Here is a 14,880-nt window from a genome sequence, read left to right as displayed (position 1 = left end):
TTAAAAACTGAAATTAAGAAAAGATAAATTATCGCAAACTATACGCTTTACTTTATATTCAAAATAGCAATAATGACAAAAAATGTTAGGATAAATCTAACAATAAATAAAGAGTAATATTAATATGAAAAATATCATTCTTATAATTTTGATTGCAAACATTTTATCGGCTTGTGCGTTAGCACCAAAGCTAAAACAACCCAATGATAGAAACCGTGTGCCTATTAATAAAACAATCCCTGCCGAAATCAAGCGAGGAGACAGATGAAAACAAAACAAGCAAAACCAGTGAAAGCCGAACAACTTAGCAATTATTACGAAGAAAGCCGTGGTCTAGAACGGGATCTCATAAATGAATTTATAAGGTCACGCAGAACAGCATGGCGTGTAGCGGGTGCTGTTGGTCTTTTTGGCTTATTCGGTATGATATGTGGCGTCGTTGGATTTTCTCAACCAGCGCCTACACCTTTAGTGTTGCGCGTTGACAACACAACAGGTGCTGTTGATGTTATCTCAGTTATGCGCGAGCACGAGGAAAGTTATGGTGAAGTTGTAGATAGATATTGGCTCAACCAATATATACTTAATCGTGAAACTTATGACTATGATACCATTCAACTAAACTATGACACAACAGCACTTTTAAGCGCAGCTGCTGTTCAACAAGAATATTATAAAATCTATGATGGGGAAAGTGCACGGGATAAAGTGCTTTCCAACAAAGCACGTATCACAGTTAAGGTACGGTCAATCCAACCTAATGGACTCGGTCAAGCAACTGTACGTTTTACCACTCAGCAACTTGACAGCAGCGGTGCTTCTACTGGACCAAAACAGCACCAGATTGCAACAATTGGTTATACCTATGTCGGTGCACCCATGAAGTCATCTGATCGATTGCTTAACCCCCTTGGTTTTCAAGTAACAAGTTACCGTACTGACCCAGAAATGCTGTTGAATGATTAAGGATTTGATTGTTATGAAAAAACTTGCATTTGTTGTTTTATTATCTTCATTTTCTTCTCTTTATACGGTACCTGTGCAGGCGCTCAAAAGTCCATCAAATTCACAATATGATCACCGCATTCGCTATATAACATATAATGAAGCCGATGTAGTTCAAATTGAAACAGTTCTTGGTGTAGCAACACATATTATTCTTGAAGAAGGTGAGCAGTATATCACTCATGCTTTTGGTGATTCAGAAGCCTATGCCTTTGCTCATAAAGGACGGCATATTTTTATTAAACCAAAAGCAGAACTTGCCAATACCAACCTCATCGTTGTAACGGACAAACGGAGTTACAAATTCCGACTACAATTTCGAAATGACCGTGCAGGATCAACCTATGAATTGGCTTTTCATTATCCTGATTCAAACGATGAAAAGTCAGAAGAGAACAGCCGACGCCTTGCGATTGAACGCGGTTTTCACCAAAGTGTAAAAGGCTATAATCTCAGTTATACCATGAGCGGTCATCAAGATATTGCTCCGATCAATGCTTGGGACAATGGACGTATTACTTACTTCAAGTTTCCCGCTAACATGGATATGCCATCAATTTATGTCGTAGACGCTGAAGGGAATGAAAGCTTAATACCACGCACCGTCATCGGCAGTTCTAATGATATTATCGCCGTTCATAAGGTTAATCCTAAATGGCTCATACGACTTGGTAAACGCGCTTTAGCTGTTTTTAACGAAGCCTATGATCCCCATGGTGTACCAAATACAACAGGAACAGTATCTTCGGTGGTTTATCGCATAAATAAAGGAGGAAAATAATGTTTGACAATAAGGAAGGAGATGAAAAGGGCAGAAAACTGGACAATATAGAGCAAAAACATATTGAAAATGCCTATGGAAGCTCCGAACTAGGTTCAGAGCACCGTCCGACAATTCCAGGTACCCGTGTATTGTTAATAGTAGGACTTATTGTCATCGTAGCAGTACCGATTGCTTTGACTTGGAAAGCTTTTAAAATGCGTAATACCGTAGAAATTGAGGAAGAAAAACCGCAACAAACGGTACAGCAAATTATACCAAGCTATACCCCGCGGGTTATAGAAGAGCCAAAGCTTGTAGAAGAATCAGAAAAATCAACGCCAACTGAAGACTCAAGCTTAGATATTTCACCAGCCTTGGCTAAGCTTCTTCAAACAACCGTTCCCCCACATATGATTCAAGATTCTGAAGAATTAGCGCGCAAACGTATGCTCAGTTCTAGTCTTAACAATGGTGGGAGTGAAGGATCTACGGAGACAAATCAAGCATCGAATGACAACAGTGGTGCATTAAATCTCCAACCTGTACGTTTAGGTCAATCACATGCGGTGCAACTTCGTAACCGTGATCTCTTAATTACCCAAGGAACGCAAATAGATTGTACATTGGAAACAAAAATCATCACGTCACAACCAGGGATGACGACATGCCATCTAACACGTGATATTTATTCTACAAGTGGACGTGTTGTTTTGCTCGATCGTGGTTCTAAAGTCGTTGGTTTTTACCAAAGTGGCTTACAGCAAGGACAAACACGTGTGTTTGTGCAATGGTTACGTATTGAAACGCCTTCTGGTGTTGTTGTAAATCTTGACTCACCTGGAACCGGCCCTCTTGGTGAAGCAGGTATCGGTGGCTGGATTGATAGACACTTTTGGGAGCGATTTAGTGGCGCAATTATGGTAAGTATCATCGGTGATTTAGGAGAATGGGTGAAAAATAAAGTTAATATTAATAAAAGTAGCAAAGAAAACAAAGAGAATGCGCAACCTCAAGGGGCTCATAATGCAGAACTTATAGTAAACGATGTTATTCAAAATTCGATCAATATAACACCAACACTTTACAAACACCAAGGCGAACGAGTGAATATTTTTGTTGCTCGTGATCTGGATTTCAGCGATGTCTACAGTCTCGTCACACGTTAACCCGATACAAAAAGATCAAGCAGTTTCTCAGCTTCTGCAACCGCTTGATCGTTTCTTAGAAGATCCGAAGATCACTGAATTATCGATCTGCCGCCCCTGTGAAGTATGGACAAAAAGCTTCAACGGGTGGCAGGTCCATAGCGTACCGGAGTTAACAACAGCTTTTTTGCAAACGCTTATTACAGCTATTATCGTTTATAACGGTATGGCTCCCAGAAGTATTAATTATGTGCTCTTGCCTGGTGGACAACGTGGTACAATTATCCAAACGCCAGCTGTTGTTGATGGTACTCTTTCCTTTGTAATTCGTAAACATTCTCTCATAGTTAAAACATTAGAAGAACTCAAAGAAGAAGGGACTTTCGATGATTTTTCCGATGTAAGTTTTAATAAACCTTCAGCAAAAGAAGCCAACAACTTCTTATTGAAGCATGACTTCACACGGTTGGAACCATTTGAAATTCAACTCTTACAACGTAAACGTGAAGGAAAAATTCTTGAATTTTTGGAAGAATGTGTCCTTCATAAACGCAACATTATTATTGCAGGCAAGACAGGATCTGGTAAAACAACATTTGCCCGCTCGCTCATTGAAAAAGTCCCTGTAGAAGAGCGTATTATTACGATTGAAGATGTTCATGAACTTTTTCTACCCAATCATCCTAATCGTGTAAATATGATTTATGGTAATAATGTGGGTCGTGTTTCAGCTGAAGAATGTCTAGATGCATGTATGCGTCAATCACCTGACCGAATTTTTCTTGCTGAATTACGAGGCGATGAAGCATGGGAATATCTCAATTCACTCAACACGGGTCATCCAGGATCGATCACAACGACGCACGCCAACAGTGCTTTGCAGACATTTGAGCGATGTGCTACATTGATTAAAAGATCAGAGGTTGGTCGCCGACTCGAGCTAGAAATGATAAAGATCGTCCTTTACACAACAGTTGATGTTGTGTTGTTCTTTAAAGATAGAAAACTTTCTGAAGTTTTTTACGACCCGATTTTTGCTAAATCAAAAATCGCTTAAAAGAGGTTTTCTCTCTCGATAATAGCACATAGACAAAAAGAGCCGTAACCGATTGTTACGGCTTTTTTATTTAGCATCCCCTCTTCTCTTTGCTTCTCTAATGTATTTTCTACACTCTTCATGAAAAAAGAAAAAAGTGAACAGACAACAACTTCACAAGAAAACAAAATCGCATATTAAGCTCTATTCTTTTACCTTTGAGCATACTCTCTATTTATTTTGAAAATGTATATTTGATGCACAAAAGAAAAAAATGACGACAAAATAACTATTTGAACAAAAAGAAAAGAATAAATTTTGATTTGCCTAAAAATTAAGAGATTCATGAAACAGTTACCGAACACAACCAATTATTATCATTATCAAGACAAAAGCTTATTTTAAGTAATCAAAATATATATTTTTTATCCAAACAGTTTTCAGATAAAGAGAATCTCATATAAATACACGATCATTCTGCTTTTACATCTATAAATCACATTCTATTCAAGAATAGAATGTATAGCAACCTATCGATTTTTTTCGACAAAATTGGTTACTTTGCAAAGATAGAAATAAACCCTAAGCTTTCTTAAGCCCATGCCACTGCAAGGATTTTTTCTACACGAATGACTTCATTTTTAGGGGGGATTTCGCTTTTAGAATGATTATAGTTACAGGGCACTCTCATAAGAGGATCATGCACTCTTAAAGGTTAAATTCCTAAAGGTACATACCATTTCTAACTTTGACCTTTACTTTCATTCATGAGTAATTCTTTAAAGGCGGCGTTCAACCATGAGTTTTTTAATTTCAGCAATCGCTTTTGCTGGATTTAATCCCTTTGGACAAGTTTGCGTACAATTCATAATCGTATGACAGCGATACAGGCGGAAAGGATCTTCTAAATTATCAAGACGTTCACCGCACATCTCGTCACGTGAATCCGCAATCCAGCGATAAGCTTGAAGCAAAACGGCAGGGCCTAAATAACGATCACCGTTCCACCAATAACTTGGACATGATGTCTGACAACACGCACATAAAATACACTCATAAAGACCATCGATTTTTTGGCGATCAGAGTGACTTTGTAACCACTCTTTTGCAGGTTCAGGAGAAACTGTTTGCAACCAAGGCTCAATGACACGGTGTTGTGCATAAAAGCGCTTTAAATCAGGAACCAAATCTTTAACAACCGGCATGGAAGGCAAAGGATAGACCTTAATGGGATGTTTTACATCATCCATACCTTTGGTACACGCCAACGTATTAGTCCCATCAATATTCATCGCACATGAACCACAGATACCTTCACGGCATGATCGGCGAAGTGTTAAAGTTGGATCAATATGATTTTTAATAAATAAAAGCCCATCAAGAATCATAGGACCACAAGCAGAACGATCTACATAATAAGTATCTAGATGAGGATTTTTCTCATCATCAGGCGACCAACGATACACGTGAAATTCCGTCAGCTTTGTAGCACCTTCAGGTTTAGGCCAAACCTTTCCCGGTTTTACTTGAGAATTTTTGGGAAGCTTAATTTGTACCATATTTCATTCTCCCCTTAATAAACCCGTTTTTTAGGTGCAATACGCTTTAAATCGATCCCACCATCAGCTTCAGATGTTAATGGGTCCACATGGACAGGTCGATAGGATAAAGTAACCTTACCTTCTTTTGACAAATATGAAAGCGTATGTTTTCGCCAATTTTTATCATCACGCTCTGGATAATCTTCACGAGCGTGAGCGCCACGGCTTTCTAAACGTGCTTCAGCAGAATGAACAGTCATGATTGCATTCGCCATGAGATTTTCAAGCTCTAATGTTTCAACCAAATCAGAATTCCATATCAGAGAGCGATCTGTGACTTTAATATCAGAGAATTCCCCCCAGATTTTATTCATCCGTTGACAACCCTGTTTCAAAGAATCTTCTGTACGGAAGACTGCTGCATCTTCTTGCATCGTGCGCTGCATTTTTTCACGCAATACGGCTGTTGGTATGGCTCCTTGTGCAAAACGCAAACGATCAAAACGGGCCATAATTTCATCAACCGCTTCTTCATTCAAAGGTGGAATTTCAGCATTCCGATCAATAACTTCACCCGCGCGAATAGCAGCAGCGCGCCCGAAGACCACAAGATCAATCAATGAGTTTGATCCCAAGCGGTTAGCTCCATGAACAGAAGCACATCCTGCTTCTCCTACCGCCATCAGCCCTGGTTGAATACGATCAGGCGAATCAGCTGTTGGATTAAGAACTTCTCCGTAGTAGTTGGTAGGAATTCCCCCCATGTTATAATGAACCGTTGGCAAAATGGGGATAGGTTCTTTTGTTACATCCACCCCTGCAAATATGCGTGCTGATTCTGAAATCCCTGGTAAACGCTCGTGCAAGATTGCAGGATCAATATGATTGAGAACCAAATGAATATGATCCTTCTTAGGTCCAACGCCACGCCCTTCACGAATTTCAAGCGTGATACAACGTGAAACCAAATCACGTGAAGCTAAATCCTTAAAGGAAGGTGCATAGCGCTCCATAAAGCGTTCACCTTCAGAATTGATTAAATAGCCTCCCTCACCACGAGCTCCTTCTGTAATGAGACAGCCAGAGCCATAAATTCCTGTCGGATGGAATTGCACAAATTCCATATCCTGAAGTGGTAATCCAGTCCGTGCGATCATTCCACCACCATCACCCGTACAAGTATGCGCCGATGTCGCAGAAAAATAAGCACGTCCATAACCACCCGTTGCAAGAACCACCATTTTGGCAGAAAAACGGTGTATGGTACCATCATCGAGATTCCACGCCACAACCCCCGTGCACACCCCATCCGTCATGATGAGATCGAGTGCAAAATATTCGATAAAAAATTGCGCATTATGCTTTAAGCTTTGTCCATAAAGGGTATGCAAAATAGCATGTCCTGTACGATCAGCGGCTGCGCAAGTACGCTGAACAGGTGGACCTTCACCAAATTGTGTCGTATGTCCACCAAAAGGACGTTGATAAATTTTGCCTTCTTGCGTTCGCGAAAAAGGAACGCCATAATGCTCTAATTCATATACAGCAGCGGGTGCATTACGCACCAAATATTCCATTGCATCGGTATCGCCCAACCAGTCAGAACCTTTCACGGTATCATATAAATGCCACTGCCAATTGTCAGGTCCCATATTTGAAAGCGATGCGGCAATCCCCCCTTGTGCTGCAACCGTGTGTGAGCGCGTTGGAAAAACCTTCGTAATACAAGCTGTCTTTAATCCTTGTTCTGCCATACCCAGTGTTGCACGTAATCCTGCACCACCGGCCCCAACAACAACAACATCAAATTTATGATCTACAGTGCAATAAGGGGCATTACCTGCTCTAGTGCCCAAAGATGACCTTGTACCCGCCATATTTGTTTAACCCCCTAATGCAATTTTCAAAAGAGAAAAAATAATGACACCACCTATGAAAAAACAAAACAAAATATTTAATATCAAAAAGAATAACCGAAAACCTTCGCGTGGAATATAATCTTCAATCACCACCTGCATACCAAGTTTCATATGATAAAGGAGTGAAAAAGTCATCAATCCCATCAAAATAGCAACAATAGGATGTGCAAGTCTTGCACGCACAATAGTATAATCCTTTCCTACAAGCGAAAGAATAAGAACAATCAAAAATGTCAAAAGTGGTAGATTGATAAAGCCTGTCAAACGCTCTAGCCAAAAATGCTCTGTTCCTTCATGAGCACTTCCACGCCCCCGTACTTTTCCAAGTTCCGTTCGAAAATCTTTTTTCATATCTCTTTTCACCCCCAGTTAAACAACGGTATATCCAACAATCCAAATCGCAAAAGTAACAATAAGAGAAATAAACACTGTCGCCCAAGCCGTGACTGTTGCCTTTTCTTTTTCCAAAAGGCAAGGCTTCAGATCCCAAACGATGTGGCGAACACCGCCAACCATGTGATGAACCCCTGCCAAAGTATAAAGAAACAAAATACACAATCCAAACCAAGAACTATAAATTTCATAAACTGTTCTAAATGTCTCTTCGCCACACGCAATAGCAATTAACCAAACAGCAAGAAAAACCGTTCCAACATAAAGGGCCATACCCGTAATGCGGTGCGCAATGGACATGGCCATAGTAATTGTCCAACGATAAATACTGATATGAGGGGAACGAGGGCGTTCTTTGATCCTAGTTGTCTCTGTCATAAAATATCCTGACCTGGTTTTGGCAACCGCAATGAACGAGAAAATTCGCACAAAACGACTAAACATACTCTCTCGTTTTCACTTGTTTGGCATCTCAAGATACCGATATTACAGGTCGGTTGTCTCAAATAACGGATTAAAGGTCACGCATAAAAAAACCGATTACTCCACGGATATGATCCGCAAAACTCGCCTTAATCTAATACACTTTTATCTTCACGTCAAAGGTCTAAAATCTTTTCTCAAATACAAACAGACATTTTTTCAAACGATACTTATTCCGTTTGAATATCCACGACATGTGCAATGATATCCTGCCCCTCACCCATTATTAAGAATAAAAAAAGAGACAAAATTTAGATAGATTAAACATTTTCACATCCCCTCTAGGCCTTTATCAATGACAAAACGAATCATAAAAGACACAAATTAAGCGGCATAAAAGCCGCTTTTGTATAAAGTTTAACGATATAATTTTTACTCAGCAATTTGCGTTTCAACATTTGCGCTTACAGGGGTTGTTTCTACTCTCTCAACGCCCTTTTCATCTTTTTTTCGATAATCTCTCTTTTCAGCAATACGAGCAGCTTTACCTCTCAAACCACGAAGATAATAGAGTTTTGCCCGACGTACTTTACCACGACGCACCAGCTCAACAGCTTCAATCAAAGGTGAATAAACAGGAAATACCCGTTCCACTCCTTCACCATAAGAAATCTTGCGGACTGTAAAAGTCTCATTCAACCCGCCACCTGAACGCGCAATACAAACCCCTTCATAAGCCTGAACACGTGTCCGCGTACCTTCCGTCACACGCACCATGACACGGACTGTATCTCCTGGTTTAAAGGCTGGAAATTGGCGTTTTTCTTCAATTTTTGCACATTGTTCAGCTTCAAGCTGTGCGATAATATTCATCTTTTTATCCTTCATGTTTTTTATCGAACAGTCAGAGCGCTCAACTCTTACCCAAAAAGCCTTGTACTACAAATAAGATGCTCTTTAGGCTATGCCTTACACAGGAGCGAATACACCATTCCTTCATTTTAATTTTGGAATTACAGAAAACCTTTTATTAAAAACTCTCTAAAAAAGAGAGCCATGCCATACACCACCTTATCATATGAATCAAGTTTTCTGACGATTTTTATCATAACGCGCATAAAGATCAGGACGACGTTGACGTGTTAACAATTCGGCTTGGCTTTGACGCCAATCTGCAATCGCCTTGTGATGACCTGAGGTTAACACGGGCGGAATCTCACGTCCTTCGAAAAGAGAAGGACGCGTGTATTGCGGATGTTCCAACAAACCATTTTCAAAACTTTCACACTTTGCAGAAGCTTTATTCCCCATCACACCGGGGAGAAGACGTATAATAGCATCTAAGATAACCAACGCGGCGGTTTCACCCCCTGAAAGAATATAATCACCAATAGAGACTTCCTCTAATTCCCGTGCTTCTATGACTCGCTCATCAACGCCTTCAAAACGTCCACAAACCAATGTTATGCCTGAATCGTCAGCCAAACGACGCGCATAAGCTTGATCAAAAGGGCGCCCACGTGGACTCATCAATAGTCTTGGCGAATCCTGTGGACAATGATCAAGCGCAGCTGCCAATACATCGGCCCGCATCACCATACCAGCCCCCCCACCAGCAGGTGTATCATCAACGCTATGGTGTTTATCCAAAGCAAAATCTCTAATCTGCACTGTCTCCAGTGACCAGATTCCGCGTTCTAAAGCTTGCCCTGCTAAAGAATATCCTAAAAAACCAGGAAACATTTCAGGATAAAGAGTTAAAACGCGCGTCTGAAATTTCATTTTTATTTTTTCATCCTCATTTTCTTAAACAGACTCTTAGCAAAAACAGCACAAACCGGACCCAAATAACGCTATAGCGTTAACATAAATCTCTTCTCTCTGCAGCCATATTCGATCCTATCCCTCTCTTCAATACTTACACTTTAAAATAAAGACTATCCCTTCCACGTCCCCTCTAAAAGTCCAAAAAACATTTAGAAATCAAAACACCAAACCCCCTCCTCTTTGAATCACTTGCCTTTTTAATATTTTCCATTTTTTATTTTTTTTAGATTCAAGCCATTTTCTCATTGATCACTTTCTCGCCCATCGCTCAGGCCAGCGGCCATGGGATTAACAATAAGGAAACCAGAATCTATACAAATTTCTGGTACCGCCACCTTACTAAAAGGAATAAGGACTCTTTTACCTATATTCAAACGTATTTCAAGCAAATCACCAGCCCCGAAATTATAAAAACCGCACACTTCACCTAAAACTTTTCCCCCATATTCTTGCACACACAAGCCTATTAAATCGACTTGATAAAACTCATCTTCCATCAAATCATCAATCAATTGATCACGCATCACATAAAGGCGAATACCTTTTAAAGACTCAGCAGCATTACGATTTTCCACCCCTTTAAAACGGACAATCGCGTTATTTTTTTGTATGCGAAGAGTTAAAATTTCATAAGAACGCCCCATATCATCATAAAGAGTCCCGTAAGATTTGAAGCGCTGTGGATCGGCACTTAGAATTTTAACAAAAACATCCCCTCTTATACCATGAGGCATACCAATAATGGCAAGATAGACTTTATTTTTAAGCTTTTCTTTATTATACTTCATGCAAAAATATTATCTCTCAAAAATGAACCCTCAATCTTAATCATTTCTATTCAATCTTGTTGCCTTATGAAACAATCTTCTCAAAAGACTTTTCTTGGTAACAAAAACAAATTAATAAAGGAGAAAGTCTTATGGCAAATATTATGCTATTTTACAAAGATATCACGCCAATCAATAAAGTTTCCCATAAAAACCTAAAATTTGCCCCTCCAAGTGATATGTCTTTTGCTAAAGATACGCACTGGGTTCCTTTAGCAAGTACTGAATACTTTCAAGCAGCACTAGACTATCCTATTTTGTTTATGTGCGCCGAAGATGAACAAAAAAAACGGCACTATACATCCGCTGCTCTTGTTGGTCTTTCTAACGACGAAAATGACTATATAGCCTCTGATAAAAGTTGGAAAAACAATACTTATGTTCCAGCTTTTGTCCGTCGCTATCCTTTTGTTTTGGCACAACTGAGCAATGAAAAAGAACTTTCTGTTTGCTTTGATCAACAGTCAGGGATGTTTAATGAAGTTGCGGGAACAGAACTTTTTAATTCCGATGGTTCTATTTCTCCTTTTATGGAAGAACGTATTCGTTTTCTTGAAAGTTTTAAAATCGCTATGGAGAAAACCTCTGAATTTATTGATGCGTTGGTAGAAATGGATCTTCTCAGTCAAAAATCAATCAATGTGAAAAACGATAAAGGTCTCTCAGCACAATTAGAAAATTTTTGGGTTGTTGATGAAGAAAAACTGAACAAACTCTCAGCAAGCCAACTTGCCAAACTTCATAAAAACGGCTTTTTAGGATTAATTTTTGCACATTTGATGTCAACGCATAATCTTTTAAAAATACTCTCTCTTAAAGGTGAAAAGCAACTTATCAATCATGAGGAAAAGCTCGACAGTAAAAATGGTCATTCTGACGATGAACAATCTAAAAAGAAAGAAACCCTCAACTAAATAATGTCCATCAAAAACGACAAAAGAAAAGATGAAAATAGTCCTCTCATTCCAGCAGCCCCTGCGGTTTTAACCGCAAGGGAAAGCTGGTTAGAGTGTCTTGTAAAAACACGCCGTATGTCCGCACAAACAGCGCAAGCCTATGAACGTGATACGCGACAATTTTTATCTTTTCTCTGTCAACACTTCAATCAAGCACCAACCCTTACAGATCTTGCTCATTTACGTGTCAGTGACTTGCGTGCTTATCTTGCTTATCGACGTACAAACAATATCAGTGCTCGCTCTTTAAGCCGCGGGGTAGCAGGCATCCGTTCTTTTTTCAAATATCTATCCCGCGAAGGAATCGTCAATATTCCCGCTGCTCAACTGATCCGAAGCCCTAAACATCCAAAATCGCTTCCAAAACCTTTAGCGATACCATCAGCTCTCCGCGTCGTTAAACAAGAAAATCAACGAGAAAACGAACCTTGGATTAACGCTCGTAATGCTGCTGTCCTCATGCTTCTCTATGGCTGTGGAATGCGCATATCAGAAGCCTTAAGCCTCACACCAGAACAATTTTCTGATCCTAAAAAAACAAGTTTATTCATAACAGGAAAAGGAGGCAAAACACGCCTTGTTCCTCTCATCAAAATTGTTTACGAAGCCGTACAAAATTATCTCAAATGTTGCCCATATCCTTTAATAGAAAACCAACCTCTCTTTCGTGGTGCGCGAGGTGGTCCCCTACAGCCCGCCATTATCCAGAAAACCGTCCGCAATTTACGGACAAGTCTCGGGTTACCAGAAACGGCCACCCCTCATACACTGCGCCATTCTTTTGCCACCCATCTTTTATCACGGGGAGGAGATTTGCGAACAATTCAAGAACTTCTTGGACACGCTAGTCTTTCCACCACACAAACCTATACCCATGTCGATACAGATCATTTGTTGGAAATTTATCAAAAGGCCCATCCTCGTTCTTAAAAATGTCTCATCAAAAAAATTAAAGCGTTTCAACCTCAAGTGCCAAAGTTTAGACACAAATCGCTCACTCTTCTTTTAAAACAAGGATAAAATCGCTCGATGAATTTCGACGCGCGTCATATCTGAAAAACAACAATGCTTTAATTTATAGCAATAATATAGCATTCTTTATATTGAATAGAACCTTGAATATCGTAAAATTCTCTCATTTCAAATCTGTTCCCTGTCGAATTAATAAAAGTCGAATCAATCAAAACCTCTTTCTTGCACGCATCATAAGCAAGTGGACTATAGGAAAAACTTTACAGACAAGGCATGCCTCTTATGTAAAACAGAACGCCATTGATTTGCTAATTCACGGGCTTTTTTTAAAGAAACATTTCTTAAGGTACCCAAGCCCATTTCATGACGGCGCCCGTGAAGGGTATACCGTAAAATCCATTGAGTACTTCCATCTTTACGCTTATGAAGTAACAAGCCAGCCCCATCATTATATTTGCCAGCCCGTAGGTGTTGTGACAGATCTTGGCACTTAAGACGGTTCATAAGAGCCATTTTTAGTCCTTTCTTATACAAATTTTATCCACACACTCATCCCGCTTATAACGTGCAAGGGAGTGGTTTTTATTGATTCAAGATAAGCAGGTTTGAAATGAGAGAATCTTACGTTATTCGGGACTCTCATTCAATATGAATAACGCTAGATTATCTATATAAATCAATATCTTGCCTGAATCATTTTAAACGCTAAAAACCGTGCAATACCCATAAACTGGAAAAGTGTGTGATCGTGTAGCTTGCTTTTTTATGAAGCGTAAAGAGGGAGTGCTCAATAGATTTTATACACTTCATAGAAGGATTCCCCTTCTACCATTCACGGACACCGTCGCGAAATGGGTGTAAGAAGTATAAAGAGATGTTTCTTTAAACAAAAAAACCGCTTTAAAAAATTTTTTAAGAAAAAAATTAAATCTTTTCAACCTCGAGTGCCAAGGCATGGACACAAGTAGCCAGTTCTTCTTTTAAAACTTTATAAATCGCTCGATGAATTTCTACGCGTGTCATATTGGAAAAAGAAGAAGATAACATTTTCACTCGAAAATGTGTTTCTCCTTTACCATCAAAAGCATGCTCATTATGAGGATGCCCCTCATGCAGATGACTCTCGTTAATCACTTCAAGTTTCTGCGGATGAAAAGCATCTTGAAGCTTTCTCTTGATTATTGTTTCTACAGACATTTTTCATTCCTTAACAAAATGCAAAGTGCAAGAATACACCTTTTTCATAATCACATAAGTGTGAAAACAAATTTTTCAAAAGTCAATTCTTGTAAAATTAATCAATTTTGCATAAATCAAGAATATGACAATAACATCTAAATTATTCGATTCAATTCGCATAAGCTCAAATAAAAAACAAAAATCTGAAGCAGAAGCGCAACAGTGTCAGTGGGAAGGTTGTGAAAAAACTGGGACCCATAAAGCACCTGCAGGTCGAAATCACGAAGGGCAATATCTACATTTTTGTATTGAGCACGTGCGTGCCTATAATAAAAATTTTAATTACTTCTCTGGTCTTAGCAACCAAGATATCGCCAAATTCCAAAAGGATGCTCTCACAGGACATCGTCCAACATGGCCGACAGATCTTAGCAATGGTACATTGAAAAAAACAGCAGCCAATTATGCAAAGATTCGCTCTGGAACAGCGGCCTATCAAAATCGTATGCGTGATCCTTTTACACTTTTTACTGAGCAGCATTCAAAAAATAATTTCTCACGAAAATTAAAACCTTTAGAAGCCAAAGCTTTTGATACACTGGGCTTACAAGCGAACGCTTCAGCAGAAGATATCAAAATGAAATATAAAGAGTTGGTAAAAAAACACCACCCTGATTCCAATGGGGGTAATCGTGCTTCAGAAGAGCGCTTTCGCGATGTTTTGCATGCTTATAATTTGCTCAAAAAATCTGGTTTATGCTAAAAAATACGCACTTATATGAACCCATTCTCATTGAGATCGTTACTCTTTGCATAAAACATTCTTATCTTTATAAAACATTATAGAATACGTGGAAACAATCTTCCTTCATCTCTAAGCCTCTCGTTATAGAG

The 14,880-nt window shown here is 39.3% G+C and carries 16 protein-coding genes and 1 pseudogene; 8 read left to right on the top strand and 9 right to left on the bottom strand.

The annotated features are described in order from the left end of the window. The first annotated feature begins 124 nt into the window (after positions 1–124). The 5 genes from B5V81_RS02605 to virB11 are packed head-to-tail and all read left to right on the top strand — an operon-like array spanning position 125 to position 3,970. On the top strand, positions 125–268 hold the full coding sequence (locus tag B5V81_RS02605; protein ID WP_212111893.1) for a TrwH protein: 144 nt from the start codon (positions 125–127) through the stop codon (positions 266–268). Further along, positions 265–966, top strand: coding sequence for a VirB8 family type IV secretion system protein (locus tag B5V81_RS02600; RefSeq protein WP_212111892.1), 702 nt, complete (start codon positions 265–267; stop codon positions 964–966). The genes B5V81_RS02605 and B5V81_RS02600 overlap by 4 nt, the downstream gene beginning before the upstream one ends. Positions 967–979: 13 nt before the next feature. Then, positions 980–1,786 (top strand): P-type conjugative transfer protein VirB9, encoded by an 807-nt coding sequence (gene virB9, locus B5V81_RS02595; protein ID WP_212111891.1) that lies wholly within the window; start codon positions 980–982, stop codon positions 1,784–1,786. After that, the gene (gene virB10, locus B5V81_RS02590) at positions 1,786–2,934 is read left to right on the top strand and encodes a type IV secretion system protein VirB10 (RefSeq protein ID WP_212111890.1); all 1,149 of its coding nucleotides are present in this window, start codon (positions 1,786–1,788) and stop codon (positions 2,932–2,934) included. Before virB9 ends, virB10 begins: the two co-directional genes overlap by 1 nt. Then, positions 2,909–3,970 (top strand): P-type DNA transfer ATPase VirB11, encoded by a 1,062-nt coding sequence (gene virB11 / locus B5V81_RS02585; protein ID WP_212111888.1) that lies wholly within the window; start codon positions 2,909–2,911, stop codon positions 3,968–3,970. Before virB10 ends, virB11 begins: the two co-directional genes overlap by 26 nt. 758 nt (positions 3,971–4,728) lie before the next feature. Here the strand turns inward: virB11 and B5V81_RS02580 are convergent. The 7 genes from B5V81_RS02580 to rimM all read right to left on the bottom strand — a co-directional run bounded on the left by B5V81_RS02580 (position 4,729) and on the right by rimM (position 10,840). Beyond that, positions 4,729–5,508, bottom strand: a complete 780-nt coding sequence (locus tag B5V81_RS02580; RefSeq protein ID WP_212111886.1) for a succinate dehydrogenase iron-sulfur subunit — start codon at positions 5,506–5,508, stop codon at positions 4,729–4,731. A gap of 14 nt (positions 5,509–5,522) precedes the next feature. After that, complete coding sequence (gene sdhA, locus B5V81_RS02575) at positions 5,523–7,367, bottom strand: succinate dehydrogenase flavoprotein subunit (RefSeq protein ID WP_212111884.1); 1,845 nt, start codon at positions 7,365–7,367, stop codon at positions 5,523–5,525. Between the two features lie 6 nt (positions 7,368–7,373). After that, positions 7,374–7,760, bottom strand: coding sequence for a succinate dehydrogenase, hydrophobic membrane anchor protein (sdhD, locus tag B5V81_RS02570; RefSeq protein WP_212111882.1), 387 nt, complete (start codon positions 7,758–7,760; stop codon positions 7,374–7,376). Positions 7,761–7,778: 18 nt separating this feature from the next. Continuing rightward, on the bottom strand, positions 7,779–8,180 hold the full coding sequence (gene sdhC, locus B5V81_RS02565; protein WP_212111881.1) for a succinate dehydrogenase, cytochrome b556 subunit: 402 nt from the start codon (positions 8,178–8,180) through the stop codon (positions 7,779–7,781). A gap of 477 nt (positions 8,181–8,657) precedes the next feature. Next, positions 8,658–9,098: a 50S ribosomal protein L19 gene (gene rplS / locus B5V81_RS02560; RefSeq protein WP_212111880.1), complete on the bottom strand. Its 441-nt coding sequence runs from the start codon at positions 9,096–9,098 to the stop codon at positions 8,658–8,660. A gap of 210 nt (positions 9,099–9,308) precedes the next feature. Next, positions 9,309–10,007 (bottom strand): tRNA (guanosine(37)-N1)-methyltransferase TrmD, encoded by a 699-nt coding sequence (gene trmD / locus B5V81_RS02555; RefSeq protein ID WP_212111879.1) that lies wholly within the window; start codon positions 10,005–10,007, stop codon positions 9,309–9,311. Positions 10,008–10,294: 287 nt separating this feature from the next. Beyond that, positions 10,295–10,840 (bottom strand): ribosome maturation factor RimM, encoded by a 546-nt coding sequence (gene rimM / locus B5V81_RS02550; protein ID WP_212111877.1) that lies wholly within the window; start codon positions 10,838–10,840, stop codon positions 10,295–10,297. A gap of 131 nt (positions 10,841–10,971) precedes the next feature. Between rimM and B5V81_RS02545 the strand changes: the two genes are divergently transcribed. Further along, on the top strand, positions 10,972–11,793 hold the full coding sequence (locus B5V81_RS02545; protein ID WP_212111875.1) for a SapC family protein: 822 nt from the start codon (positions 10,972–10,974) through the stop codon (positions 11,791–11,793). Between the two features lie 3 nt (positions 11,794–11,796). Then, entirely contained in the window at positions 11,797–12,765 is a 969-nt protein-coding gene (locus B5V81_RS02540; RefSeq protein WP_212111873.1) for a tyrosine recombinase XerC, read from the top strand. 321 nt (positions 12,766–13,086) lie between these two features. On the opposite strand, the pseudogene B5V81_RS02535 reads toward B5V81_RS02540, so the two are convergent. Together B5V81_RS02535 and B5V81_RS02530 are read right to left on the bottom strand one after the other, a co-directional pair. Continuing rightward, positions 13,087–13,320 (bottom strand): annotated as a pseudogene (locus B5V81_RS02535) (Arm DNA-binding domain-containing protein); the annotation flags it as partial. Between the two features lie 411 nt (positions 13,321–13,731). After that, positions 13,732–14,004, bottom strand: coding sequence for a BolA family protein (locus B5V81_RS02530; RefSeq protein WP_212111869.1), 273 nt, complete (start codon positions 14,002–14,004; stop codon positions 13,732–13,734). 124 nt (positions 14,005–14,128) lie between these two features. Between B5V81_RS02530 and B5V81_RS02525 the strand changes: the two genes are divergently transcribed. Beyond that, a complete protein-coding gene (locus B5V81_RS02525; RefSeq protein ID WP_212111866.1) occupies positions 14,129–14,749 on the top strand; it encodes a J domain-containing protein in 621 nt (206 codons plus the stop codon). The last annotated feature ends 131 nt before the right edge of the window (positions 14,750–14,880 follow it).

The organism is Bartonella queenslandensis (assembly GCF_018155095.1).
GTDB lineage: Bacteria > Pseudomonadota > Alphaproteobacteria > Rhizobiales > Rhizobiaceae > Bartonella > Bartonella queenslandensis_B.
Note: the sequence above shows the minus strand (reverse complement) of the source record. Positions and strands in the feature narration are given on the sequence as shown.

Coding starts and splice junctions, on each gene's coding strand:
- virB9 (WP_212111891.1), top strand. CDS start 980: ATGAAAAAACTTGCATTTGTTGTTTTATTATCTTCATTTTCTTCTCTT.
- B5V81_RS02580 (WP_212111886.1), bottom strand. CDS start 5,508: ATGGTACAAATTAAGCTTCCCAAAAATTCTCAAGTAAAACCGGGAAAG.
- virB11 (WP_212111888.1), top strand. CDS start 2,909: ATGTCTACAGTCTCGTCACACGTTAACCCGATACAAAAAGATCAAGCA.
- B5V81_RS02600 (WP_212111892.1), top strand. CDS start 265: ATGAAAACAAAACAAGCAAAACCAGTGAAAGCCGAACAACTTAGCAAT.
- sdhD (WP_212111882.1), bottom strand. CDS start 7,760: ATGAAAAAAGATTTTCGAACGGAACTTGGAAAAGTACGGGGGCGTGGA.
- virB10 (WP_212111890.1), top strand. CDS start 1,786: ATGTTTGACAATAAGGAAGGAGATGAAAAGGGCAGAAAACTGGACAAT.
- sdhA (WP_212111884.1), bottom strand. CDS start 7,367: ATGGCGGGTACAAGGTCATCTTTGGGCACTAGAGCAGGTAATGCCCCT.
- B5V81_RS02525 (WP_212111866.1), top strand. CDS start 14,129: ATGACAATAACATCTAAATTATTCGATTCAATTCGCATAAGCTCAAAT.
- B5V81_RS02530 (WP_212111869.1), bottom strand. CDS start 14,004: ATGTCTGTAGAAACAATAATCAAGAGAAAGCTTCAAGATGCTTTTCAT.
- B5V81_RS02605 (WP_212111893.1), top strand. CDS start 125: ATGAAAAATATCATTCTTATAATTTTGATTGCAAACATTTTATCGGCT.
- B5V81_RS02545 (WP_212111875.1), top strand. CDS start 10,972: ATGGCAAATATTATGCTATTTTACAAAGATATCACGCCAATCAATAAA.
- rimM (WP_212111877.1), bottom strand. CDS start 10,840: ATGAAGTATAATAAAGAAAAGCTTAAAAATAAAGTCTATCTTGCCATT.
- sdhC (WP_212111881.1), bottom strand. CDS start 8,180: ATGACAGAGACAACTAGGATCAAAGAACGCCCTCGTTCCCCTCATATC.
- rplS (WP_212111880.1), bottom strand. CDS start 9,098: ATGAATATTATCGCACAGCTTGAAGCTGAACAATGTGCAAAAATTGAA.
- trmD (WP_212111879.1), bottom strand. CDS start 10,007: ATGAAATTTCAGACGCGCGTTTTAACTCTTTATCCTGAAATGTTTCCT.
- B5V81_RS02540 (WP_212111873.1), top strand. CDS start 11,797: ATGTCCATCAAAAACGACAAAAGAAAAGATGAAAATAGTCCTCTCATT.